Source organism: Halorubrum wangae (assembly GCF_051194135.1).
GTDB lineage: Archaea > Halobacteriota > Halobacteria > Halobacteriales > Haloferacaceae > Halorubrum.
In genome coordinates this window covers 566,952-591,254 of sequence record NZ_JBLZNH010000002.1, presented here as the reverse complement: position 1 = coordinate 591,254, position 24,303 = coordinate 566,952, and the positions used below count along the sequence as shown (strand labels likewise).

Here is a 24,303-nt window from a genome sequence, read left to right as displayed (position 1 = left end):
TACCCCCTACTCGACGTCGGCGACGAACCGGGCCGTCGCGTCGCGCCACGCCGAAACGATCGCGTCGTACTCCGGGTCGGCGTCCCAGTCCGTGACCGCGTCGTCGGCTTCGAGTCTGCCGACGACCCGCGTCGCTCCCTCCTCCCACGATACCGTCTGTCGAAATCCGAGGTCGCGTTCGGCCTTGCTGGTGTCGAACACGGTGGAGAACCGGAAGTGGTCCAGCAGCGGGCCCACCCGGTCGGGGACCGCCTCGCGGAGCGCGTCGGTCGGGACGTGGACGAGGTCCGGTTCCGGCGCGTCCAGCGCGGCCGCGGCGCGACGGTGGTACTGGTTCCACGTCATCGGCTCGGTCGCCGTCGCGTGATACGCCTCGCCGACGGCCTCTCGGTTCCCGACGGCCGCGACGAACGCGGCGGCCACGTCGTCGCGGTGGCACGGCCCCCACACCGAGGTGCCGTCGCCGTGGACGAGTATCGGCTTCCCCGTCCGGAGGCGGTCGACGTACGTCTCGGTCGAGAGCGTGTCGACGAGGCCGTCGCCGCCGCCGTACGTGTGCCACGGTCGGATGACCGTCGCCGGGAAGCCGCGCGTTCGATAGGCCTCGAACAGGCGGTCCTCGCAGGCCGCCTTCTCCGCGCCGTACTCGCTCACCGCCGGTTCGCGGGCGGCGCGCTCCCGGATCGGCATCGTCTCCACCGGTCGGTGGTAGACGTCGACGGTGCTGCAGAACACGTACTGGTCGACGTGGCCGGCGAAGACGTCGACGGCCGTGTCGACGTCGGCCGGGTCGAAGCCGACCATATCGATCACGCAGCCGAGCGAGAGCGCGTCGCGAGCGCGTTCGAGCGCGCCGCGATCGGTGCGGTCGCCGACGATGCGGTCGACCGACTCGGGGAGGTCTGCCTCGGTCTCGCCGCGGGTGAACACGGTCACGTCGTGGCCCGCCGCGGTCGCTTGGCGCGTGATCGCCGTGCTGATGAGTCCGGTCCCGCCGATGATGAGTACGTGCACGTGTCCCGCCGAGGACCGCCGGCGGTATAGCTGTACGGCCCTCCCCCGTTCGTAAAGACTTTCACCCGCTTCGACGTGAGGTATCGTAACCCGTGACAACTTACACCGTGGCCGTTATCGGCGCCGGTCCCGACCCGGAGAACCCGTCAGTCGACGGGTACGCGATGGGGTATCGACACGCGGAGGGGTTCGAGAACGACGCTCGCTGCGAGGTCGTCGGCGTCGCGGACATCGTGCCCGAGAACGGCGCCGCGTTCGCGGAGGCGTTCGACCTCCCGGAGACGGCCGTCTACGAGGCGTACGAGGAGATGCTCGCCGAACTCGACCCCGACGTGGTGACCGTCGCGGTGCCCCCGGCGGTACACCACGACGTGGTCGTCGGCTGCGCGCGGAGCGACACCGCCGCGGCGATCCACTGCGAGAAGCCGATGGCCACGTCGTGGACCGACGCGCGGTCGATGGTCCAGGAGTGCCGGCGGAACGACGTCCAGCTCACCTTCAACCGACAGCGACGGTTCGGGAAGCCGTTCGTCGAGGCTAAGCGGCTCCTCGACGAGGGCGAGATCGGGGCCCTGCGACGGGTCGAGATAACGTGGGGCGACTTCTACGACACGGGCGCTCACACGATCGATCTGGCGGGGATGTTCAACGACGAGCGCGGCGCCGAGTGGGTGCTGGCCGCGCTCGATTACCGGACGGAGGACGTGCGGTTCGGCACGCACCAAGAGAACCAGATGTGGGCGCAGTGGCGGTACGACAACGGCGTCTACGGCGTGCTCTCCGGCGGCGAGGGGAGCGACTTCGCCGACGCGTCGTTCGTGCTCCGCGGCACCGAGGGCGAGATCCGGATCGACGTCGACGACGGACCGATGCTGGCCGTCTCGCACGGCGGCGACCGCCGGGCCGTCGACGTCGACGGCGAGACGATGCACGCCACCGGGTCCGAGGAGGACCGGTACGGGTCGGCGTTCCAGGACCGGGCCGCCACGGAGGTCGTCGACGCGCTCGAAGAGGGCCGCGAACCGGTTCTCAGCGGCCGGATCGGGCTTAACACGACGGAGATCATCTTCGCGGGGTACGAGTCCGTCCGTCGGACCGGCCGCGTCGACCTCCCGGCGGACGTCTCCGGCCATCCACTCGAAGAGATGGTGGAGTCGGGTCGGCTGTCGCCGTCACCGGCCGAGGAGTAGGAGTCGGGAGGCGACGGCGCGGCGGTCAGGGCGCGTCGAAGTCGGGGCCGTCCACCGCCGACTCGGTACGCCAACTGTGGCTGGGCGTCCAGTCGAGGAGGGCCCGCGATTTCGCCATCGAGAACGCGGCCGCGTCGCCCGAGAGCGCGCAGGGTTCGGGGACCGAACCCAGCAGGGCCGCGAACAGGTCGGTCGTGTCCTCGCCGAGGTAGTTCTCCGTCGCGTGGCAGTGCAGGGCCTCGTGGCCGTCGACGTCGACCCGCAGCGTCCTCGCGATCTGATCGGCGAGGTCGCGGACGTCGACGTACGACCAGAAGTTGCCCGGCCCGCCGCCGACCGCCTCCTCCGGGGCCGCCGCCAGGGCGTCGAGGTCGAACGCCTCGCGAATCTCCGTGACGAAGTACTCGCCCGGGTACTGGACCCACGACGGACGGATCGAAACGACGGAGACACCGTCGCGCCGGACGACCGTCTTCGCGGTCTCCTCGCCGCTGACCTTCGAGAGCCCGTAGGGGTCCGCCGGGCGGAGCGGGTGCGTTTCCTCGACCGGCAGCGCGTCGGGGGCCTGCGCGGAGTCGGCGAACGGGAAGCCGTACGCGGACTCGCTGGAGGTCCACGTCACGTCCGCGCCGACCCGACCGGCCGCGTTCAGCACGTTGTAGGTGCTGAGCACGTTGTTGCGGTACACGCGCTCGCCGGCGTGGTTCAGCGGGTCGGGGATCGCGGCGAGGTGGACGACCGCGTCCGGGTCGACGGCGAGCATGAGGTCCGTGGTCTCGCCGGCGTCGACCAAGTCGACGGCGCGGAAGTCCACGCCGTCCGGCGGCGTTCCCACGGGCAGTTCGCGGTCGACGGCCACAATGTCGTACGATTCCTCGGCGAGTCGGTCGACGACCCAGCGCCCGGCCCCGCCGAGCGCGCCGGTCACGACGAGCGTCTCAGGTTTCGATTGCATACGGACACACTCGGTGACACCGAAAAAAAGGTGGCGCTGCGGCGGTCTCAGTCTTCGAGGACCGGGCTGTCCCAGTACTCGTGGTCCGGGTCGCCGCGGAAGCAGGCGCTCCGGTGGGCCCCGGCGTCACCCCCCAGTTCGGGACTGACCTCCCGACAGGTCTCTCGGGCCTCCGGACATCGCGTGTGGAACCGACACCCGCTCGGCGGGTTGACCGGGTCGGGAATGTCGATCTTCCGCATCGGCGGCTCGCCGGCACCCGCGGAGTGCAGCGAGAGGTCCGGGGTCGCCCACCGGAGGACGTTCGTGTACGGGTGGCCCGGGTTCTCGATGAGGTCCTCCGCCGGACCGATCTCGACGAGTTCGCCCAGGTACATGACGCCGATCCGACCGTCGCCGTGCTCGGCGAAGTACCGCGCGTTCGACAGGTCGTGGGAGATGAAGACGAACGAGGTGTTGAAGTCGTCCTGCAGGTCCAACATGAGGTCCATCATCTCCACGCGCAGCGAGACGTCCAGCGCGCTGATGGCCTCGTCGGCGAGGATGAGGTCCGGGTTCATCAGCAACGCGCGCGACAGCGCGACTCGCTGTTTCTCCCCGCCGCTGAGTTGGTGGGGATACCGGTCGGCGAAGTCGGACGCCGGGTTCATCCCGACGCGTTCGAGCAGCGAGTAGATGCGCTCTCGCCGCTCGCTGAGACCGACGTCCGGGTGCGTCAGCTTGATCGGCTGGGAGAGGATTTCGACGATTTTCTGGTTCGGGTTCAGCGAACTCCCCGGGTCCTGATGGATGATCTGGAGCGACGATCGGATCTCGTCGAACGGGATGTCGACGTCGCCCACGCCGTCTTTGGCGTCCCAGATGTCCTGTCCGCGATAGCGGACGCTCCCGCCGGTGGGGCGCTGGAGACCGATGCTCGTCTTGCCGAAGGTGGACTTCCCGCAGCCGCTCTCGCCGACGAGCGCGAGCACGTCGTTCTCTTCGATGTCGAGCGAGATGCCGTCGACGGCTCTGACGACGTCCGGCTCCTCGAAGAACTCGAACAGCCCCTGCTCCTTCTCGAAGTGGACCTCGACGTTGTCCATCGAGACGAGCGGCGCGTCGTCCCGTTCGGGGGCGTCGACCGACGGAGGCGCGTCGGAGCGACTCATACGCCGCCCTCCGGACCGCCGTCGGTCGCCCCGGGATCGATCGACTCGAAGTTGAGGGCGATCGTCTCGCGCGCCTCCTCCCAGCGGTGACAGGCCGTGCTGTGCCCCTCGCCGGTGTCGTAGAACTCGGGGTCGACGTCTCGGCACTCGTCCGTCGCGAGCGGACAGCGCGGCGCGTACGAACACCCCGACGGCACGTTGATGGGCGCCGGACTCTGCCCTTCGATGGCGCGCATCTCCTCGAGCGGCGCGTCGAGGTTCGGCGTGGAGTTCAGCAGGGCGCGCGTGTACGGGTGCCCCGAGTCGCCGATGAGCCGGTCGCGCGGCGCGACCTCGATGAGGTCGAAGGCGTACATCACGGCCATCCGGTCGGCCAGCGCGGCCACCAGCGGCAGGTCGTGCGTGATGAACACCATCGTCAGGTCGTACTTCTCTTTGAGCTCCTGGAGGAGCATCAGTATCGACCGCTGCATCAGCAGGTCGAGCGCGGCCGTCGGCTCGTCCATCACGAGGACGTTCGGCTCGAGCACGAGCGAGAGCGCGATGAGCGCCCGCTGCGTCATCCCGCCCGACAGCTCGTGCGGGTACGAGTCGAGCACTCGGTCCGGGTCGAGATAGAGGTCGGAGAGCAGTTCGCGGGCGAACTCCAATCCCTCGGTCACGTGCGCGTCGTGGGCCTTCAGCGTCTCCTTGAAGTGTCCCCCGATTTTCATCGTCGGGTTGAACGAACTCATCGCGCCCTGGAACACCATCGCGACCTCCTCCCAGCGGAACTGCCGCAGCTCCTCGTCGCTGAGTTCGAGCACGTCGACGGTCGTTCCGTCCGGCCGGTGATACAGCACTTCGCCGGACAGCCGACCGGGGTCGGGAATCGCGTCGAGCATCGCCGAGGCGAGCATCGACTTGCCGCTACCGCTCTCGCCGACGACGCCGACGACTTCGTTTCGCTCGATAGAGACGCTGACGTCGTCTAAGACGAACGTCTCGCCGTCGTCGTACGTGACTTGGGCGTTGCGCATCTCGATTATCGGATCGGTCGCCTCTGCCGGGTCGCCGTACCGTCGGTTCAGTGTTGTGTTCGATGCCATCTATAGCACCTCAGTCACGGTGTCTTCGTCGTCGTCGGAGACGGTCGATTTCGACTCGCCGGCCATCCGCGTTCGGACGCGGGGGTTGAACACGCGGTCCAGCCCCTGTCCGAGCAGGATGAGGCCGAGCGAGAGGCCCATGATCGCGACCATCGGGGCCAGCAGCCAGTGGGCCGCGCTCCACGAGAAGAGCGCCCCGCCGCTGTACGCGAAGTTGAGCGTCACGCCCCAGTTCTGCGTCGAGTAGGGCAGCACGCCGAGGAAGTAGAGCCCGACCGACGCGAACATGACGTAGCGCGCGGCGAACACGAAGTTGACCGTCACGTACGGCATGAGGTTCGGGATGATGTCCTTGACGATGATCCGGGGCGTGCTGACGCCCATCGTCCGGGACGCCTCGACGTAGTTGTTCTCTCGGATGGTGAGCACCTGCGACCGGAGCGATCGGCCGAGGCCGGCCCAGTAGCTGATGTTGATGATGACGCCAAGCAGCACCGGATTCTCGGGGTTGAGCGTCACCGCGAGGATGATGACGAGCGGGAGCCCCGGAATCGCCATCACGAGGTCGGAAAAGGACATCAACCCCCGGTCGACGCTGCCGCCCTTGTAGCCGGCGACCGTGCCGATGATGACCGCGATCACCGTCGCCCAGACGGCGCCGGCGGTGATCATGATGAGGATGCTCGGCGTCGAGTGGATGATGAGCGCCATGAGGTCGACCCCCGAGGCGGTCGTGCCGAGCGGATAGCTCATGTTCTCGAACAGCGTGAGGTATCGCGGCGCCTGGCTCGTCGACGGCTCCCGCCAGAGGCCGAGGACGGCGACGAGTCCCATCAGGACGTACACGCCGATGATCAGCAGGCCGAAGCGGGTTCGCCAGTCGGACCACGCGACCATCGCCGGCGTCCGGATCTGTGCGTCGTATATCTCTTTGAGGCGCTCTTTCCGGGTCACGTCCGCAGACGACCCGCTGTCGCTCCGCCAGTCGACGCCGGCGGTCTCCGTTTCAGTAGGCTTCATCTGACTCACCTGCGCTGATCCGCGGGTCGATCCGGCTGTAGGTCAGGTCGGCGATGAACACGCCGAGCACGAGCGCCACGGTGATGACGAGGAACGTCCCCATCATCAGCGGGTAGTCGTTGGCTTTCAGCGCCGTGATCATGTAGTATCCCAGCCCGGTGTACGAGAATATCTGCTCCAGGATGACGGTCCCGCCGAGGCGGAAGCCGAGCAGGAGCAGGAACCCGGTGTACATCGGCAGGATGGCGTTCCGCGCGACGTATCGCGTCGCGATGCGGCGGTCGGAGAGGCCGCGGAGCCGCGCCACCTGGACGTAGTCGTTGCCGAGCACCTGAATGCTGTTGCCTCGCATCGCGAGCGCCTGTCCGCCCGCCGCGCCCAGCGTGTACGAGACGATGGGAAGGATGCTGTGCTTCAGCGCGCTGACGAGGAACGGGACGCCGAGACTGCGCTCGACGCCGTTGCCGACCGTTCCCGCCGTCGGGAGCCATCCGAACTGGTAGGCGAAGACGTACAGGGCGATGACCGCCACGACGTAGAACGGGAGCGACATCAGCGAGATGGAGACGCCGGTGACCAGTTGGTCGAACCGGCTCCCCTCCCAGTAGGCCTGCAGCGACCCGAGGAAGATGCCGATCACGAAGACCAGGACCGTCGAGACGAGCACGACGAATATCGTCCACGGGGCGGCCTTCGCGAGCACCGTCACGACGGGTTCGCCGAGGGAGATGGACTCGCCGAGATTCCCCTGAAACAGCGCGGTCATGTAGTCGATGTACTGCTGCCACAGGGGTTCGTTTGGCCGGATGTTCTGGAGGTTGGCGATTCTGGCGTCGACCTCGTCGGCCGGCACTCCCTGCCGCAGCAGTTGCGCGCGTAACAGCGTGAACGGACCGCCGGGGAGGAGCCTGACCAGACCGAACGTCAGGGACGCGACGAGGAATATCGTGACGAACACTCTGGCGGTCCGCCGCACGTAGTAGTTGACCATTGCGTACTCGATTTCGTCTGATTAGTTCTTCGCGCTCAGTTTGCCCTGCTTCGGAAGCCAGTGAGAGGGCCACTTGACACCGCGGGCGGGGTCGTCGGACCCGACGACGTCCCACTCGGCGTCGGTGAGCCACGACTGGTCGAGTTTGCCGACCAGCCCCAGGACCGGAATGTTCTGGTTGTGATGCCAGGCGACGCGCTTGACGGTCTCTTCGACCGCCGCTTGGTCCTGCGTCGTCGCGACCGAGGTGATCTCTTCGAGCGGGTTCAGCGTCATCTCGCCGGAGCCGTCCATCGCGGGGACGGTGTGCTCGCCCTCGGCGAAGTTGTGGCCGCCGCTGATGTCGGGAATCTTCATCTGCCAGCGCAGCGGGAAGTACGGGAACGACGAGCGAGCGCCGCCGGGCAGCCAGTAGAAGGCGCCCATCGTGAAGTTGGACTCGATGTAGGCGCCGAAGTAGTCGCCCTGGGGGAGCGAGTTGATCTCGAAGTCGAACCCGAAGGAGTTCAGCTGGTCGACGACGGTGTTGGTCGCCGTCGTCCAGTCGGTCCACCCGGCCGGCGTGATGTAGCTGCCGCCCAGCGCGTTGCCGTCGCCGTCCTGCCACGTGCCGTCGGACTTCGAGTAGCCGGCCTCGCGGAGCAGCGAGGCGGCCTCCTCGGTGTTGGACGCGTTCGGGCCGTAGCCCTCGAAGCTGTCGAAGTCGTCGCCGAGCCACGTCTCCTGGTCGGCCGGCGGGATGCCGGTGACCTTCGGTGCGGGATCCTTAGTTCGCGGGCCGGCGTTGTCGGCGATCTGCTGCCGGTTGAGGACGTGTGCGACCGCCTGTCGGACCTTCCGCTTGCCGAAGTGCTCGTCGTCGTGATTGAACAGGGCGCCGTAGCCCCACTTGGCCGGGAGCTGAACCTCTTCGACCCGGTCCGGGAAGTTCGCGACGATGGTCGGCGGCGTGAACAGGCTCGTGACGACGTCGAGCTCGCCGCCCAGCAGCCCCTGCTGGAGCGCGGTGTTGTCCGTACGGGTGAGGAGCTCGTACGTGCTGAAGTTGACGTTGTCCGCGTTGTAGAAGCTCTCGTTGCGGGTCAGCGTCCAGCCCTGGTCGCTCTTGGAGTCGAGGGCGAAGGGGCCATTGCCGTGGACGTCCTCCTCCCACTTGAACTGCTGCACGGCCGACGCCTCCTTGTCGAGGAACTCCTCGTACACCGGCTGATACCCGTGTATTCGGAGGTCACCGTTCGCCAGCGTGTGCTTGATGATCTCCGGGTTCGTCTGTCCGCTGAGGCTCAGGACGACCGTCTTGTCGTCCTCGCCCTGCTCGACGCTCTCGACGTAGTCCCAGAGCGTGGCGCCGGTCTTCTCCATCAGCCGGAACTGCGTGATGACGTCGCCGGCCGTCACGTCGTCGCCGGTGTCCCACGTGAGGTCGTCGCGCAGCGTGAGCGTGACCGTCTGCCCGTCGAAGGACCAGTCGGAGAGACCCGCGAGCTCGAACTCCTGCGTGGAGAAGTTGTACGCGGCGAAGCGCTCGAAGATGTGATTCCCGGCGATCCAGTCGTAGTTCTGGGTCGCCATCGGATTGACGTGGAGGTTCGACGGAACTCCGTTGTTGGTGGCTCCGACGAGCGTGGCGTCCATCACCTGTGGCCCGTCGCTCCCGTCGGAGGAGCCGCCGTCGCTCCCGTCGCCGCTGCCGCCGTCACCGCCATCTCCGCCGTCGCCGCCGCCGCTGTTGCCCGTACATCCGGCGAGGGCTGCGGCCCCGGACGCGCCGGTCAGTGTCACGAAGTGCCGTCGGCTAACCATATCGCTATAGTCGTCGGTGGGGTCTGACATAGACTAATCACATCGTTTTTTCATCCGTTATTAAATGTTATGGTCAATGGTCGATGATGAGAGATGCCGACGGGAGAGAGTGGAGCGAACGCCCGGAGCCGCCCCGATCCGACGGACACGGCGCTGGACCGGGTCAGCGGCAAAAGAATTAACCTCCGATACTCGGTATCGATGGTAATGCGTTCAGATGAGCCGCGAGGCCTTCCTCGCCGGAGCTTCGTCCGTGCCGCGGTGGCTATCGGCGGCACGAGCGCCCTCTCGGCGTGCTTGGAGACGGAACGAGACCGGCTCGGCGGGGAGAACAGCGCACAGACGACGTCCGACGAATCCGAGCCGACGTTCCCCCGGGGCGACCTCGACGCCGTTCCGGCGGGCCAGCATCGTTGGGGAGCGTCGCTCGTGCGCGATTCCCACGGGAACACCGTTCCGCCGCAGCAGCTCGTGGCCGTCGGCATGACGTACGAGGGGTCGGTCCCGCCGACGGACGACGAGCGAGCGCGCGTCGAGGACGCGCTCCGACTGCTGGAGCGGGCGTTCCAGTGGGGGACGGGCGGAAACGCCGGCGCCCCCTTCCACCGCGGCCTCCTCTTCATGCTCGGCTACGCGCCGAGGTACTTCGATCAGGTGGGATCGGTGCCCGACGGCCTCGCGACGCCGGAGTCGGTCCTCGAGGCCGTCGGCGAGGACCCCGCGAAGGCGGACGGCTACGACGCGGTGCTGATCCTGACCAGCGACATCGGGTCCGTCCTACTGGCCGCCGAAGCGGCGCTGTTCGGTGAGGTCGACGAGCTCAACGGTCTCCCCGTCGAATCGACGTTCGAGGGCGTCTTCTCGAAGGCGGGTCGCCACGTCGGCTACGTCGGGAAGGGACTGCCCGCGGACAAGCTCGACAACGAGGACGTCCCCGAAGACGCCCCGCTGTCGATGGGGTACAAGTCCGGATTCCGGGACAACCTCCCGAGCGAGGACCGCGTCACCATCGACGAGGGACCGATGGCCGGCGGGACGACCATCGCCTCCTCGACGCTCCGCATCGACCTCGACCGCTGGTACGATCAGGGCCAGGAGGAGCGGACCGCGGAGATGTTCTGTCCGGCCCACGACCCCGACGACATCGGCGACACGGGCGACAAACTCGGGGGCGACAGCGGGGTCACGGAGTCCGACGCCGAGAACGTCGACGCCCACGCCGAGGAGTACGGCCGCGTCGGCCACACGCAGAAGGTGGCCCGCGCCCGGGACGACGACTTCGAGGCGCGCATCCTCCGCCGAACCGAGGGGGTCGCGGACACGGTCCGCGACGGTGCGGCGTTCCAGTTCAACTCGATTCAGGAGACGATGGCCGACTTCGTCGAGACGCGGAAGACGATGGACCCCGACGAGTACGACCACGACGTGCCGGCCGAGGACCACGGCATCGACGACTACCTGGAGACGCTCCGCCGCGGCAGCTACCTCGCACCGCCGCGCGAGAAGCGCGCGCTGCCGGTGATCTGACGATGCGGCGCGGTCTGCACGCCGTGCTGGTGGCCCTGTTGGTCGTTCTGGCCGGCTGTACGGCGGGGGGCGCGTTCGGACTGGGCGACGCCGACGCCGAACCCGAGTCCCCGCGGCTGCAGTTCGAGGACGCGACGGCGGCCTCGGGCCTGACGTACGAGGCGGCGGGGACGGGCGTCGGCAGCGGGAACTCCGGGGTGTACGTCGCCGACGTCGACCGCGACTCGTGGCCCGACGTGCTCGTCACCGGCGGATCGGAGCCGGCGCTGTTCGAGAATCGGAACGGGACGTTCTCGCGGAGCGACGCGCTGCCGTCCGTTGACGGGCGCGTGAAGAGCGCGGCGTTCGTCGACGTCGAAGGCGACGGCTGGCCCGACCTGTTCCTGTTCACCCACGACGGCGCGGCCCACGCCTTTCGCAACGACCGCGGATCCTTCGAGCCGGTCGACTACGGGATCGGGAACCTCTCGTACCCGCTCGGCGCGACGGCCGCGGACTACGACGGCGACGGCGACGCTGACCTGTTCGTGTATCAGTCGGGGTCGTGGCGCGAGTCGAAGCCGGCGGGCTACTTCAACCTCAACACGACCGTCGACACGGACAACGGCAACCCGAACTACCTCTACGAGAACGTCGGCGGGACGTTCGAACGCGTGGAGACCGACGACATCGAGGGCGACCACTGGAGCCTGGCGGCGAGTTTCGCCGACCTGACCGGCGACGGCCGGCCCGACATCCACGTCGCCAACGACTACAACGACGACACGCTCTACGTCAACCGGGGCGACGGCGACTTCGAGCGGCGGTCGCTCGGCGGGTCGACGGCGCGGAACGGCATGGCCTCCGAGGTCGCCGACGTAACCGGCGACGGCCGACCCGACGTGTTCGTCTCGAACATCTGGTTCCCCGACCTGCGGGCGAACATGGACCCCGAGCGGTACGACCGGCTGAAGCGCCTGCTCGAGTTCGTTATTCACTCCAGTCGGACGAAGGGGAACACGCTCCTCGTCAATCAGGGAGACGGCGGCTTCCGGGACGAGGCGGACGGACTCGGCGTCCGCCGAGGGGGGTGGGGGTGGGCCGCGAGTCTGACCGACTTCGACAACGACGGCGACCGCGACCTCGTGCACACGACCCAGCACGTGATCAGGGTCGACCGGGAGGACCCCGTCTACACGTATCCGATGGTGTTCCAGTCCAACCGGAGTTCGGTCGGCGACGACGGCGCGTTCACACGCGTGAGCAAGAGCGCGAACGGGATGCGTGAGACCGACGGACGGGGACTGGCGACGCTCGACTACGACCGCGACGGCGCACAGGAACTCGTCGTCGCCACCTACGACGACGAGTTCGTCGTCTACGACAACGCCGCGGCCGGCGACCGGAACGGCCTCCAGTTCCGCGTCGTCGACCAGAACGGCGCGACGGCGCTGGGCGCCACCGTCACCGTGACGATGGACGGCGAGCAGGTGGTCCACCAGACGGACAACACCGACTACCTCTCACAGGACTCCCGCGTCGAGCACGTCGGACTCGGCGGTCACGAGACGGCGTCCCTCCGGGTCGTCTGGCCCGACGGCACCGAACGGCGGTTCGAGGACGTCGACGCGAACCAGCGGCTCCGGATCACGAAATCGGGGCTCGTCGCCGCCCCGTCCGCGTCGGACGACTGAGCCGGGGATTTAGGTCATCAAAAATTATAAACCACCCTGGGTTGCTCTCATTGGTATGCAGTCGAGTAGCGAGCAGCCCCTATATAGAGACGATACTGTCACCCTCACGAAACGGGTCGAGGACCTCCTCGATCGGATGACGCTCGAGGAGAAGGCCGGGCAACTCGTCGGCACGTGGGCGGGTCAGCTCAGCGAGTTCAAATCGGTCGACGACGTCGCGGACGAGGTTCGAGACCACCACGTCGGCGCCGTCGCCTCGTTCGGCTGGGGCGGCGCGGTCGACATGCGACTGGACGACATCGTCGAGACCGTGAACCGCCTCCAAGAGGTCGCTCTGTCGGAGACGCGCCTCGGTATCCCCCTGCTGTTCAACGTCGACGCCGTCCACGGCCACGCGTACGTCGCCGAGGGGACGGCGTTTCCGAACGGCCTCGGCGTGGGGGCGACGTGGGACGTCGAGGCCGCGGAGCGAGCCGCCGACGTGACGGCGACGGAGGTACGCCGGTCCGGCGCGCACCAGAACTACTCCCCGACGTGCGACGTCGCCCGCGAGCCCCGCTGGGGTCGAGCCTTCGAGACGTTCGGCGAGAGCCCGTACCTCTGCGGGAAGCTGGCGGCCGCGAAGGTCCGAGGGTATCAGGGAGAGGGTATCGAGGACGCCAATTCGGTCGTCTCGACGGCCAAACATTTCCCGGCCTACAGCGAGCCCGCACGCGGCGAGGACGCCGCCCCGGTCGAGGTGTCCGAGTACGTGCTGCGGAACGTCTTCCTGCCGTCCTTCCTGGAGGCGCTCGACGAGGGCGTCGAGTCGGTGATGCCGTGTTACAACGCCGTCGACGGCGAACCGGCGCACGGTTCGCGGCGGTACCTCACGGAGCTGCTTCGCGGGACGCTCGGCTTCGACGGAACCGTCGTCTCCGACTGGAACGGCGTCCGGATGCTCCACGACGACCACAAGGTAACCGCGGACCACCGGGAGTCCGTCCGTCAGACCCGCGACGCCGGCCTCGACATCGCGTCCGTCGACGCGATCGAGCACGCCGACCACCTCGTGTCGCTGGTCGAGGACGGCGAGCTCGCGGAGTCGACGCTCGACGAGAGCGTCGGGCGCGTCCTCGAACAGAAGTTCCGCCTCGGGCTGTTCGAGGACGCCTTCGTCGACCCCAACGAGGCGCGCGACGTCGTCGGCGCGGAGCCGCACCGCGAGCGGTCGCTCGACACGGCCCGAGCGTCGATGACCCTCCTGAAGAACGACGGGCTGTTGCCGCTCGACGACGACGCGGACGTGCTGGTCGCCGGTCCCAACGCCGACGACCCGGTCCACCAGTTGGGCGGCTGGAGCGTCCCTGACCCCGACGGAACCGACGTCGTCACCGTTCGCGACGGCGTCGAGGCGGTGACGGACGGCGACGTCGTCTACGAACAGGGCGCGACCATGAACGACGAACTCGACGTCGACGCGGCCGTCGAGGCGGCCGCCGACGTCGACGTGGCCGTCGTCGCGGTGGGCGAGCCGTGGTACCTCCACGAGTTCGGCCCGTCGGCCGACACCGGGACCGACCCGGACGAGTTCCCCAACCGCCACTCGCTCTCGCTGCCCGACGCGCAGCGCGACCTCGTCGAGGCCGTTCACGAGACCGGGACGCCCGTCGTCGGCGTGTTGGTCACCGGTCGGCCGCTCATCGTCGACTGGATGGCCGACAACGTTCCGGCACTGCTCATGGCGTACTACCCCGGAACGATGGGGGGACGGGCGGTCGCCGAGACGCTGTTCGGCGAGAACGACCCCAGCGGCCGACTCCCGATCACGATTCCGAGGTCCGAGGGTCACCTGCCGGCCCGCTTCAACCACTTCCCGCATCCGACGCCGATCGGTCAGGACGAACACCCGTCCTCGTACGACCCGCTGTTCGAGTTCGGACACGGTCTCAGCTACGCCGAGTTCGAGTACGGCGCGGTGACGCTGGACGAGGAGGCCATCGGCCCGCACGAGGAGACGACCGTTCGGGTTCCGGTCGAGAACGTGAGCGACCGAGCCGGAACCGACGTCGTGCAGGCGTACGTCACCGACCACGCCAGTTCCACGGTGACGCCCGTCCGTGAACTTCGCGGCTTCGAACGCGTCTCGCTGGACGGCGGCGAGTCGACCACCGTCGAGATTCCACTCGACGCGGCGTCGTTCGGCCGAGTCGACGCCGACGGAGTGCGACAAACCAAGGCCGGGACTTACTCGGTCCATGTCGGCGAACGGACGGTCGAACTGCGCGTCGAGACGACCTACGACTGACCGGCGTCGTCGAACGATATCGCTTCGAGCGTTATCTTCTGCGCTTCGATGTCTTCGAACACGGCCCCCCAGCCGCCGACGGCGAGCTCCTCGGTCCCGGTGTCCAGCCAGACGACGGAGTACGTCGAGAGCCGTTCCAGGGACGGCTCGTGGTCGGCGAACATGTCCGGGTAGTAGATGTTCGTGATCGTCCCGGTGACGGTTCGGTACTCCCGTGACTCCACGTCGAGGCCGTCGATGGTGACCGCGATACTCCCGCCGTCGTGATACAGCTCGCTGATATCGCGGATAAACTCCTTGAGACTGATGTACACCTTTGGAAGCCGCTGGTTCGACGACAGCGGGTCCCACGAGTACCAGAGGCAGGTCTGGAAGTACCAGTGGTTGATGAACGAGAGGATGTTGTCGTTGATCAGGATGCCGTAGCTCTCTTCGGCGCGCGAGTTCGGCGCGAAGTAGGTCCGGCTCCGGTCGAGGACGGCGAGGAAGGGCCCCGGAATCCTGACGACGCGCATCTCTAAGTTCGGTTCGGAGAGGTCCCACTCCTCGCTCCGCTCGTCGAGGTCCGGCTCGTAGTAGACCGCGACGTGGACGATCACGTCCCTGTCGGCGGCCGCTTTCAGCTCCGTCCGCAGCGACTCGAACTGGTCGGCCGTCAGCGCGACTTCGACGGCGACCTCGGCCTCGCGGACCTGCGTTCGCACGTGTTCGAGCACCGTCTCGGCGTGTTTGACCACGCCGACCCGATGGTCCTTGAGGTCGGGCTCCTCCCAGCGCTCTTCGAGCTCATCGGCCGCGTCGCTGAACAGCTCGCCGCGTTCGCGCAGATGCGCGAGGATGTCGACGGGGTCGGACGGCTCCGCGTGCAGTCGGTCTTGGTCGATGGTCTCGACGAACCCCTTCGTCTCCAGCGACCGAAGCGTCTCGTACACCTGCGACGTGGGCACGCTGGACTTCTTCGCCACGTCGACGGCCGGCAGACGCCCGTGGTCGACGAGCGTCAGGTACGCCTCCGCCTCGTATCCCGTGAGGTCGGCGTTTTCCAGCGCCCGCTTGAGTGTGTCCCGGTCCATGGGTATCAGTTGAGCGCACCGTATGAATTTCTATCGCACGGCCGCGTGAAAACATACGAAATCAGAGACGTATACAGACGCTAAGTAGGCGACTACTGATAGAGTTCTTGACGGAGAAGAGAAATCGGCGCTACGCTCGTTTGAGACAGGTAGAACGTTCACAGAGCCAATGTAGAATCGCGACCGAGAGTAAAAATAGGAAATCTGATACGACCGGCATCAGTCTGTACCAACCCAATAAATATCTTGGATAGCAGTTCGCGCTCTGTTTCCCGCTCAGCGACGGTCGTGCGCCGATTCGTCGTCTGGCGGCACGGGTCGCCGTCTCGGAGACATGCCCATAACAGCAGTACGATTGTTATGGCCCGAGCATCGAGGGGGATCGATCGACGGGTCGGCGCTTCAGAGGGCGCTGGTGCTCGCTCCTCGAGACGCGTTCGCGCGTAGCGATTCATGTGCGCCGGACCGCGTTCAATTATTTAATATATCGTATCCTTCAACAGAAGTGTGCCCCGACCGTTGCAGTTACTCGCGAACAGAGATACATATTAAAAGATCTATAGTATTAGGTACAACTCGTTAGTTCGATAGTATCTATCTGATTCGGATCGTGCAGACGGTGCTCAACAATATTGACGGGACGACAGCCGTATTCGTGAGAAATTCTCGGATTAAAGCGACCAAAGCCGCCATAATTTTTAACTGAATAATATATTCAAATGATTTTAAATAGGCATGTTTCGCTTCTGTCGCGTCAAAATATCCAAAACATGTTCGATTTCGATATACCACATAGACCTGATATGATGACGATATGGAGACGATCACGGACATTGCAAACCGTCTCGTACACGGAATATCAGAATGTGGAAAGTTGTTCTCGACTACCGCGCCGTCGAACCCCGCGGCCGCGGACCGACTCGCCTCCCGCACCGAGAAGATGGGACCGCGTCGGCGACGCCGACCGGTGACATACGGGGCCGCGGCCCGGCCGCGCTCAGTACCGCTCCTTGTCCCAGCGCAGGTCGTCGTACGTCGCCTGCTGGTCGCTGTCGAACCGCTCCTCGAACTTCCGGCGGAGCGCGGCCTTCTCGGTGGCGGCGATCCGCGCCAGCTCGTCCGCCTTCGCGACGGCTTTCGGCGGTCCGCGAGTCGTCGCCACCTCGGCGAGCAACTGTCGCGTGAGGCGGTCGCGCGTCTCGCTGTCGCGGGTGAACGCGTACGGCGCCTCCAGCTTGTAGGTCACGTCGGTCCGGGGGTCGTACACGACGGCGAAGGTGGGCTCGTACAGCTCGGGGTCGAGCTCGCGGTCGATTCCGAGCGCGTCGCTGTCGGCCGCCATGGTCGCGTCGGCGCCGCCGCGGCTGCGGAACCAGGTGGTGAACGTGAGCGCGTCGTCGAGGCGGTCGCCGCGACCGCCGCCCGGGGAATCGGTCGCTCCGTCCGACCGGTCCGGGTCCGCCCGGCGCTCTAACAGTCGCGTGAACAGCGCGGTGTCGTCGGGCCACGGCGACTCGACGCCCTTCCGCCCCAGCGCACGGACGATGGTCCCGCTGGAGGGGTTCTTCACGAAGCCGGCGAGCGGGACGTCGCGCTCGACGAAGCGCTCGACCAGTCGGACGTACTTCTCGACGACCGCGCGGGGCTTCGCCTCGCGGGCGAGCGCGCCCAGTTCGGGGTTGCGGTCGTCCCACGTGAACAGCTCTTTCGGGTAGATCGGACCGTCGAGCACGAGCAGTTCGTCTACTCGATCGGCGTGGTCGAGCGCGTGCGTCCCCTCGGCGAGGTACAGCGCGAGCGCGTGGACGACCCCCTCTGCGTACCGGTTCACCCGGGGGGCGTGGAGCACGCGCTGGCGGGTGTGGCCGTCGTCGCGCCGCCGCCAGTCGCCGTCGAAGTCGGCGGTGGAATCGCCGGCGTGGACGGTTGCGACGATCGTGCGATCGCGGTGGAGGTCCAGGTCGCTGGGCTCGCTCGCCATCGCCGCGTGAGCCACGTCGACGACGAGGCCGTTCTTAAACGTCGTCGGGTTGATCGTGCCGGAGTCGAGGCCGTGGACCGTCTCGAACGGGCGCTCGGCGAGAGCGGCGTCGTCGATGGGCGCCAACCGGCGCTCGTGGTCGCCGACGGGCTCGATCACGACGCGGCCGTCGCGGCGGAGCTCGGGGAGCCAGTCGCGCCACACCCGCCCCGCGAGATCGTCGTGGTCGGTCGTGTCCACGTCGTTCGCGATCCCGTACGCGAGCTGCGCGATGTTCTCGACGTGGATCGGATCGAGCGTCACGGCCGTACCGCCGTTCGGAGAGATATAAAACGCGTCGGCTCGTTCGAGCGCGCCGCCGCAGAGTCGATTGGTTACGTCCCCCGCCCGTCCTCGTCGGGAGATTCGGCCACGAGTTTGCCTTGCAGTCGGTCGAGCCCGAGCGTGAGGAGGAAGAAGCTCCCCCCGACGTACAGGAGCGACTGCGGCTCGGCGACGAGGCGGCTGATGACGCCGTTCCCGTAGCCCATCACGCTGCTCAGATACCCCAGTACGGAGGCGGTCCAACCGAGTCCCATGAGCCCGGCGAGCTGGTTAAGCAGGTCTTTATCGGTGTCGCGTAACAGTCTCAGCCACATAACGAGTATATCATCACCTTAACCGAAGTACTTCGGGAGGGTACATAAATTATTTTCACAGTAATATGAATGTATTTTTCTTGTGAATGTACGGTTTCCTCGGGTGTGCGCTCGCGGCCTCGGACGGGCTCGGCCTCCGAGGCAGATGCGTTCGGCGGCTAAGGGACGAACATCGGTATCAGGCCTAATATTCGGAGGAGGCATTATTTTATGCGGTACGACAACTACGCGGCATGACTGACTCAGTAACCGGATCAGCGCCGGATACGTCCGGAGCGTCCGGGTTTGGGGATACCCTTCGGGAGATTATCAGATACATCCCGGACGGGACGTCGATGCCGAAGGAGATGTGGGGCGGTCGACACCGGAGCATCCTGATCGCGACCGTGGTGCAGGTGCCGTTCCTGATCGCGCTCGGGCTGTACGAAGGGACCGAATCGTTCACCGGCGCGCAGATCCCCGCGACGCCGGCGTGGATGCTCGGCGGGTTCATCGCCGTCATCCTCGGGACGGCGGCGCTGGCGAACTGGTCGCGACTCGGCCGCCGCCAGCGGACGGTCGTCACCGCGTTCAGCCTCATGACCGTCTCGATGGCGATGGTGAAGCTCTCAGGTGGGTACATCGAGGCGCACTTCAGCTTCTTCGTGTTCCTCGCGGTGCTCGCGTTGTACGAGGACTGGGTCCCGTTCGCCGTCGGCGTCGGGTACGTCGCCATCGGGCACGGCGCGTTCAGTCTGATCGATTCGAGCCTCGTCTACAACCACACCGCGGCGATCGAGAACCCGATCGTCTGGGGCGGCATTCACGCGTTCTTCGTCCTCGGGCTCGTCGTCGCGCTGATGGTCAACTGGTACTCCATCGAGAAGTCGCGCGAGGAGGCGCAGCGCCAACTCGACCTCGTCGCCGAGCAGAAGGCCGAGATCCAGGACGTCGAGGAGGCGAAGGCGGAAGTAGAGAAGCGCCGCGAGGAGGTCGAGTGGTTGAACCAGCACCTCGAAACGAAAGCCGACACGTACAGCGCGGCGATGGACCGCGCGGCCGACGGCGACCTCACGGTTCGGCTGGACGCCGACAGTGAGAGCGAGGCGATGGAGCAGATCGGCGCCGCGTTCAACGAGATGATGGACGGCATCGAGACGACGATGCAGGACGTCCAGTCGTTCGCCGGCGAGGTGTCCGCGGCCAGCGAGAAGACGGTCGAGGGCGTCGACACCGCCGAGGCGCGCAGCGAAGACGTGAGCCGGTCGGTGTCGGAGATCGCCGAGGGCGCCGCCGAGCAGCGCGAGATGCTCGAACAGGTGTCCGGTGAGATGAACAACCTCTCGGCGACGATCGAGGAAGTCGCCTCCTCGACGGAAACCGTCGCGGACGCGGCCCAGCAGACGGCGTCGATCGCCGACGACGGACAGGACACCGCCGGCGAGGCTATCGACAGCGTCAACCAGTCACAGAATGCGATCGACGAGACGGCGGAGAAGGTCCGGGTCCTCGACAAGCGGATGGAGGATATCGGTGAGATCGTCGACCTGATAAGCGACATCGCCGAGCAGACGAACCTGCTCGCCCTCAACGCCAACATCGAGGCCGCCCGCGCCGGTGGCGGGGGCGGGAGCGACGGGTTCGCGGTCGTCGCAGACGAGGTCAAACAGCTCTCCGAGGAGACCCAGGAGGCGGCCCAAGAGATCGAGGAACTCATCGCCGGGACGCAGGCGCAGACGCAGGCGACCGTCGAGGAGGTCCGAACCGCCGAAGAGCACATGGAGGAGGGCGCCGAGGCGGTCAGAGACGCCGCCGACGCCTTTGCGGAGGTGGCCGCCAACGCCGGGGAGACCGACGACGGTATCCGCGAGATCAGCAAGGCGGCCGACGACCAGGCCGCGAGCACCGAGGAGACGGTGTCGATGGTCGAGGAGGTCGCGGGGATCAGCCGATCGACCGCGGACGAGGCCGACGACGTCAGCGAGGCGGCCGACGAACAGATCACGGCGATGTCGCAGGCCACCGCCGAGGCCGGCTCGCTCGCCGACCAGGCTGACCGACTCCGGGCGCTGCTCCGGAAATTCGAGGTGAGCGAGAAGTCGCTCGACGACACGCCGACGTCGGGGTCACCGACCGTCGCGATGGGCGACGGCGGGCAGTCCGACTGAGACGGCCGGCAGGTCGACTCGAACCGCAACCGAACCTCCTTTTAAATCGCGTCGACGGCGGCCGCCAGCACCGGCAGGGCGCGCTTCACCTGCGCACCGTCCTCGACGAAGACTAGCGTCCGCGGCGGGCGGACCGCCTTCGGCCTGACGCGGAGTCCCGCCTCCTCGGCCGCGGCGGCGGTGACCGTCGGGAGGTCGTCTGCACCGTCGGTGTCGCCGCCGACGAACTCGAGTCGAACGCGGTCCGACTGGACGTACACCTCGGCGATGAGACGCTCGGCGGCTTCCGTCGTGTCGTCGTCAACCGTGCGGACGATCCGATAGGCGAGCGCGCCGTCCGCGGTCGGCTCGACGTCGGGGTTGGCGTCGGCGAGCGTGAGGCGTCGGAGGCGTCCCTCGTTACCGGTGACCTCCGACGCGAGCAGTTGGCCGATCCGGACCCCGTCGGTCAGGCGGTCCGCGACCATCAGGCGTCACCCGCGCTGTCCCCGTCGGTCGCGTCGCCGGCCGCCGAGAGCGCCTCGCGCACGTCGGCCGCGAGGTGGTCCACCTCCGCGCCGTGCTCCTTCGCGACGAGGACCGCGGCCGCCTCGATGGTGACCGCGAGCGCGCGCTGTCGCTCGTTGATCGCGGCGACGGCGCGCTGCTTCTCGACGCCGGCCGCGACGATTGCGTCGAGGGCGGTCTCGAAGGTGGACTGCTCGCGGAGGATCGATTCGTCCGGAGTGAACCCCTCGGGGACGAACACTTCGTCGGGGTCGAACCGCGCGACGAGGTCGCCGTCCTCCTCGGCGACCAGCCCGCGACCGATCGCAACGTCGACCAGCCGCTTTGCTTGGTCCGGCGAGAACCAGTCGCGGTCGAGCGAGAGCGCGACGACGAACTCTCCCTCGCCGAGCCGCTCCTTCGCGCGGTGTTTAAACGGGACGGCGACGGCGACCTCCAGGCTCATGTTCCAACGGCGGGGCGTCGACGGCGGTAAACCTACCGGACTGCGGGAACCGAGAGTGGAGAAGAGAGTCGAGTGCCGGAGCGCAGCCTCAGTCGTCGTCCGTCGCCGGGGAATCGCTGACCGCGGTCGAGCTCGGAGCGACGCCCGCGTCGGTCGGCGCCGCGTTCAGGGTGTAGCCGGTCGCGGCCATGGCGAACAGGATCAGCGGCGAGAGGAACGCGAACAGATAGTACGGTGCGTACTCCAGCGTCGGCACGCCGGTGACACCCGCCATGTAGACGGCGCCCGCGTGCCACGGGAACAGCGCGCCGGTCGGCGTCCCGGCCGCCTCGACGGCGCGGGAGAGCTGGTCGGTGTCCATCCCGAACTCCTCGTAGGTGTTCCGGAGGGTGACGCTCGGAAGGACGATGCTCATGTACTGCTGGGCGGTGAGCGCGTTGATAACGATGGCCGAGACGCCTGTTCCGGCCACCAGCGCGCCAGGGCTCCGCACGGATGAGGTGAAGGCGTGGGCGATCACCGCCAGCACGCCGGTCCGTTCGAGGATACCGCCGAGCGAGAGGGCGGCGACGACGACCGTGATCGTCCACGCGGAGCCGGTGAGCCCGCCGGTCGCGAGCAGGCCGTTCACCAGTTCGGAGCCGGACTCAGGCGCGGTCCCGTACATGAACGCGTCCCACGCCGCGACGAAGCCGGACCCCTGCACGAGTATCGTCGTGAGCACGCCGGCGAAGACACCCGCGACGAGCGTCGGGAGGGGGGCGTACCCGCGCAGCGCCAGCCCGAAGGTGACGGCGAGCGGGACGAACGCGAGAAGCGTGATCGCGTAGCTCCCGGCGAGCGCACCCTGGATCTCGGCGATTCGCCCGGTGGGAATAGCGCCGCTCGTGCGGAGGCCGAGCGCGAGGAAGCCGAGCACCGAGAGTCCGAACGCGAGGAGGGTGCCGGTCCGCATCCGGCGAATGTGCGCGTACAGGTCGGTGTTCGCCACCCCGGCGGCGAGGTTCGTCGTGTCAGAGAGCGGCGACTGCTTGTCGCCGGCGTAGGCGCCCGAAAGGACGGCCCCGACCGTCATCGGGTCCGGGACGCCGAGCCCCGCGCCGATACCGACGAAGGCGACGCCGAGCGTTCCGACGGTTGTCCACGAGGAACCGATGGCGAAGGCGACGACCGCGGCGACGACCGCGGCCGCGGGGAGGAACGTCGCGGGCGTGAGCGTCTCCAGTCCGAAGTACATGAGCCCGGGGATGGTCCCGGCGCTCACCCACGTCGCGATGAGTCCGTAGATGGTGAAGATGATCAACAGCGCCTGGAGCCCCATCACGAGCCCGTTTGCGATTCCGTCGAAGAGGTCGTCCCAGTCGTAACCGAGCCAGAGGCCGAAGGCGCCGACGAAGGCGATACTCCAGAGGAGCGGGGCGTGCGGGTCGAGCCCGAGGACGGCCGAGCCGACGCCGAGGAACGCGACGACGGCGAGGACCGGGATGAGCGCCGCCGCGAGGCTCGGGCGGCGGTCCGGGTCGATCTCCTCGTAGGTCGTTGGCGTGAACGAGCGTGCCATGAGCGACCGTATTTCCCTGAGACATAAGTATGGCACGAAATATGCGCGAGAAAGATGATGATCGATTATCTTCGCCGGTGAGGCGGGATCGGCCAACGCGACCGGGCTTCGGTGCCTCCGGCCAAACCCCGTCGCGACCGGACGCACCTCGCCGCGGCCGACCGTGCGCCGCCGTGTCGCGCGGGTCGCCGAACGGACGGTCTTATACGCGTCGGTGGGCAAAGACGGTCAACATGATATTTGAGGGCCTCCCGACGACTCCCCGATCGGAGGAGCTCGTCGACAAGGCGTTCTCGCGGGCGGCCCGCGCGGGACGTGCGAAGCGCGGCCACGAGGCGCAGGAGTCGATGCTACGGACCGCCGGAAACGTGCTCTCGGACAACCTGGAGAACGTCGTCGTTTCGTGGCCGGACTTCGGCTTCGACGTCGACCCGTTCTACTACGAACTCGCCGACGCCATCGTCGACGTCGACCGCCTCCGCCAGGCGCTCTCGCAGGTGATGTGGGCCAGTCGACAGATCGAGGACCTGCGCGACGAGTACACGACGAAGATCCGCAACTCCGACGTCGACACCGCACGCAAACACCGGAAGCAGGCGTTCGCTCGCATGGCCGACGTGATGGACCAGATCAGCGACGACCTGCGGTATATCGGCGACTCGCGAGACCAGTTGAAGGTCCTCCCGGACATCCGCCCCGACGAGCCCGCCATCGTGATCGCCGGCTACCCGAACGTCGGGAAGTCGTCGTTCGTCAACCGCGTCACGCGCGCCTCCAACGAGATCGCGGAGTACCCGTTCACGACCCGCGGCGTCCAGATCGGTCACTTCGAGCGGAACCGCGTCCGCTACCAGATCGTCGACACTCCCGGGCTGCTCGACCGGCCGGCGGACGAGCGCAACGACATCGAGCGACAGGCGGTCAGCGCGCTCGAACACCTCGCGGACGTCGTCGTCTTCATGCTCGACCCCTCCGGCGACTGCGGCTACCCGCTCGAGGTCCAACTCGAACTGCGCGAGGAGGTGCGTGAGCTGTTCGGCGACGCCGTGCCGTTCCTCACCGTAGCGAACAAACACGACCGCTTCGAGGCGGTGCAGGCCGAATCCGTGGACGCGACGATGAGCATCACGGAGGACGAGAACGTCGAGGCCGTCCTCGACATGGCGGTCGACGCGGCCGCGTTCGAGCCCGACCTTCCGACGCGGGACCGCGAGGAGTAAACGGACCGACTGGCGAGGGCGCCGCCGCGGCG

At 67.3% G+C, this 24,303-nt stretch carries 19 protein-coding genes; 6 read left to right on the top strand and 13 right to left on the bottom strand.

What is annotated here, in order from left to right; translation table 11 throughout:
• Positions 1 to 6 precede the first annotated feature (6 nt).
• Positions 7 to 1,014 carry an NAD-dependent epimerase/dehydratase family protein gene (locus ACNS84_RS08110; RefSeq protein WP_435074340.1) on the bottom strand — a complete coding sequence of 336 codons (1,008 nt, stop codon included), beginning with the start codon at positions 1,012 to 1,014 and terminating at the stop codon, positions 7 to 9.
• 92 nt (positions 1,015 to 1,106) lie between these two features.
• Between ACNS84_RS08110 and ACNS84_RS08105 the strand changes: the two genes are divergently transcribed.
• Positions 1,107 to 2,204 (top strand): Gfo/Idh/MocA family protein, encoded by a 1,098-nt coding sequence (locus ACNS84_RS08105; protein ID WP_435074339.1) that lies wholly within the window; start codon positions 1,107 to 1,109, stop codon positions 2,202 to 2,204.
• 25 nt (positions 2,205 to 2,229) lie between these two features.
• Here ACNS84_RS08105 and ACNS84_RS08100 read toward each other — a convergent pair whose 3' ends face one another.
• Genes ACNS84_RS08100 through ACNS84_RS08075 form a run of 6 tightly spaced genes read right to left on the bottom strand, consistent with a single transcriptional unit; the run spans position 2,230 to position 9,242 of the window.
• Positions 2,230 to 3,159, bottom strand: a complete 930-nt coding sequence (locus ACNS84_RS08100; protein ID WP_435074338.1) for an NAD-dependent epimerase/dehydratase family protein — start codon at positions 3,157 to 3,159, stop codon at positions 2,230 to 2,232.
• Between the two features lie 47 nt (positions 3,160 to 3,206).
• Entirely contained in the window at positions 3,207 to 4,310 is a 1,104-nt protein-coding gene (locus tag ACNS84_RS08095) for an oligopeptide/dipeptide ABC transporter ATP-binding protein (RefSeq protein ID WP_435074337.1), read from the bottom strand.
• Positions 4,307 to 5,398: an ABC transporter ATP-binding protein gene (locus ACNS84_RS08090; RefSeq protein WP_435074336.1), complete on the bottom strand. Its 1,092-nt coding sequence runs from the start codon at positions 5,396 to 5,398 to the stop codon at positions 4,307 to 4,309. The genes ACNS84_RS08095 and ACNS84_RS08090 overlap by 4 nt, the downstream gene beginning before the upstream one ends.
• Complete coding sequence (locus tag ACNS84_RS08085) at positions 5,399 to 6,418, bottom strand: ABC transporter permease (RefSeq protein ID WP_435074335.1); 1,020 nt, start codon at positions 6,416 to 6,418, stop codon at positions 5,399 to 5,401.
• On the bottom strand, positions 6,405 to 7,409 hold the full coding sequence (locus tag ACNS84_RS08080) for an ABC transporter permease (RefSeq protein WP_435074334.1): 1,005 nt from the start codon (positions 7,407 to 7,409) through the stop codon (positions 6,405 to 6,407). Before ACNS84_RS08080 ends, ACNS84_RS08085 begins: the two co-directional genes overlap by 14 nt.
• 21 nt (positions 7,410 to 7,430) lie before the next feature.
• The gene (locus tag ACNS84_RS08075; RefSeq protein ID WP_435074333.1) at positions 7,431 to 9,242 is read right to left on the bottom strand and encodes an ABC transporter substrate-binding protein; all 1,812 of its coding nucleotides are present in this window, start codon (positions 9,240 to 9,242) and stop codon (positions 7,431 to 7,433) included.
• Positions 9,243 to 9,419: 177 nt separating this feature from the next.
• Between ACNS84_RS08075 and ACNS84_RS08070 the strand changes: the two genes are divergently transcribed.
• Genes ACNS84_RS08070 through ACNS84_RS08060 form a run of 3 tightly spaced genes read left to right on the top strand, consistent with a single transcriptional unit; the run spans position 9,420 to position 14,699 of the window.
• Entirely contained in the window at positions 9,420 to 10,739 is a 1,320-nt protein-coding gene (locus tag ACNS84_RS08070) for a DUF7405 family protein (protein ID WP_435074332.1), read from the top strand.
• A 2-nt stretch (positions 10,740 to 10,741) separates the two neighbouring features.
• Positions 10,742 to 12,412, top strand: a complete 1,671-nt coding sequence (locus ACNS84_RS08065; protein ID WP_435074331.1) for a CRTAC1 family protein — start codon at positions 10,742 to 10,744, stop codon at positions 12,410 to 12,412.
• A gap of 55 nt (positions 12,413 to 12,467) precedes the next feature.
• Positions 12,468 to 14,699, top strand: coding sequence for a glycoside hydrolase family 3 N-terminal domain-containing protein (locus tag ACNS84_RS08060; protein WP_435074330.1), 2,232 nt, complete (start codon positions 12,468 to 12,470; stop codon positions 14,697 to 14,699).
• Here the strand turns inward: ACNS84_RS08060 and ACNS84_RS08055 are convergent.
• The 3 genes from ACNS84_RS08055 to ACNS84_RS08045 all read right to left on the bottom strand — a co-directional run bounded on the left by ACNS84_RS08055 (position 14,690) and on the right by ACNS84_RS08045 (position 18,391).
• Positions 14,690 to 15,772 (bottom strand): TrmB family transcriptional regulator, encoded by a 1,083-nt coding sequence (locus tag ACNS84_RS08055; RefSeq protein WP_435074329.1) that lies wholly within the window; start codon positions 15,770 to 15,772, stop codon positions 14,690 to 14,692. The two genes, ACNS84_RS08060 and ACNS84_RS08055, sit on opposite strands and share 10 nt — an antisense overlap.
• 997 nt (positions 15,773 to 16,769) lie before the next feature.
• Positions 16,770 to 18,056, bottom strand: a complete 1,287-nt coding sequence (locus tag ACNS84_RS08050) for a DNA double-strand break repair nuclease NurA (RefSeq protein WP_435074328.1) — start codon at positions 18,054 to 18,056, stop codon at positions 16,770 to 16,772.
• A gap of 71 nt (positions 18,057 to 18,127) precedes the next feature.
• Positions 18,128 to 18,391, bottom strand: a complete 264-nt coding sequence (locus ACNS84_RS08045) for a hypothetical protein (protein ID WP_435074327.1) — start codon at positions 18,389 to 18,391, stop codon at positions 18,128 to 18,130.
• 233 nt (positions 18,392 to 18,624) lie between these two features.
• Between ACNS84_RS08045 and ACNS84_RS08040 the strand changes: the two genes are divergently transcribed.
• The gene (locus ACNS84_RS08040; RefSeq protein WP_435074326.1) at positions 18,625 to 20,538 is read left to right on the top strand and encodes a methyl-accepting chemotaxis protein; all 1,914 of its coding nucleotides are present in this window, start codon (positions 18,625 to 18,627) and stop codon (positions 20,536 to 20,538) included.
• Positions 20,539 to 20,579: 41 nt separating this feature from the next.
• Here ACNS84_RS08040 and ACNS84_RS08035 read toward each other — a convergent pair whose 3' ends face one another.
• The 3 genes from ACNS84_RS08035 to arcD form a co-directional block, all read right to left on the bottom strand.
• On the bottom strand, positions 20,580 to 21,005 hold the full coding sequence (locus ACNS84_RS08035; protein ID WP_435074325.1) for a DUF7993 family protein: 426 nt from the start codon (positions 21,003 to 21,005) through the stop codon (positions 20,580 to 20,582).
• A complete protein-coding gene (locus ACNS84_RS08030) occupies positions 21,005 to 21,490 on the bottom strand; it encodes a DUF2240 family protein (protein WP_435074324.1) in 486 nt (161 codons plus the stop codon). Before ACNS84_RS08030 ends, ACNS84_RS08035 begins: the two co-directional genes overlap by 1 nt.
• Positions 21,491 to 21,578: 88 nt before the next feature.
• Positions 21,579 to 23,051: an arginine/ornithine antiporter ArcD gene (gene arcD, locus ACNS84_RS08025; protein WP_435074323.1), complete on the bottom strand. Its 1,473-nt coding sequence runs from the start codon at positions 23,049 to 23,051 to the stop codon at positions 21,579 to 21,581.
• A 233-nt stretch (positions 23,052 to 23,284) separates the two neighbouring features.
• Between arcD and ACNS84_RS08020 the strand changes: the two genes are divergently transcribed.
• Positions 23,285 to 24,271 carry an NOG1 family protein gene (locus ACNS84_RS08020; RefSeq protein ID WP_435074322.1) on the top strand — a complete coding sequence of 329 codons (987 nt, stop codon included), beginning with the start codon at positions 23,285 to 23,287 and terminating at the stop codon, positions 24,269 to 24,271.
• The last annotated feature ends 32 nt before the right edge of the window (positions 24,272 to 24,303 follow it).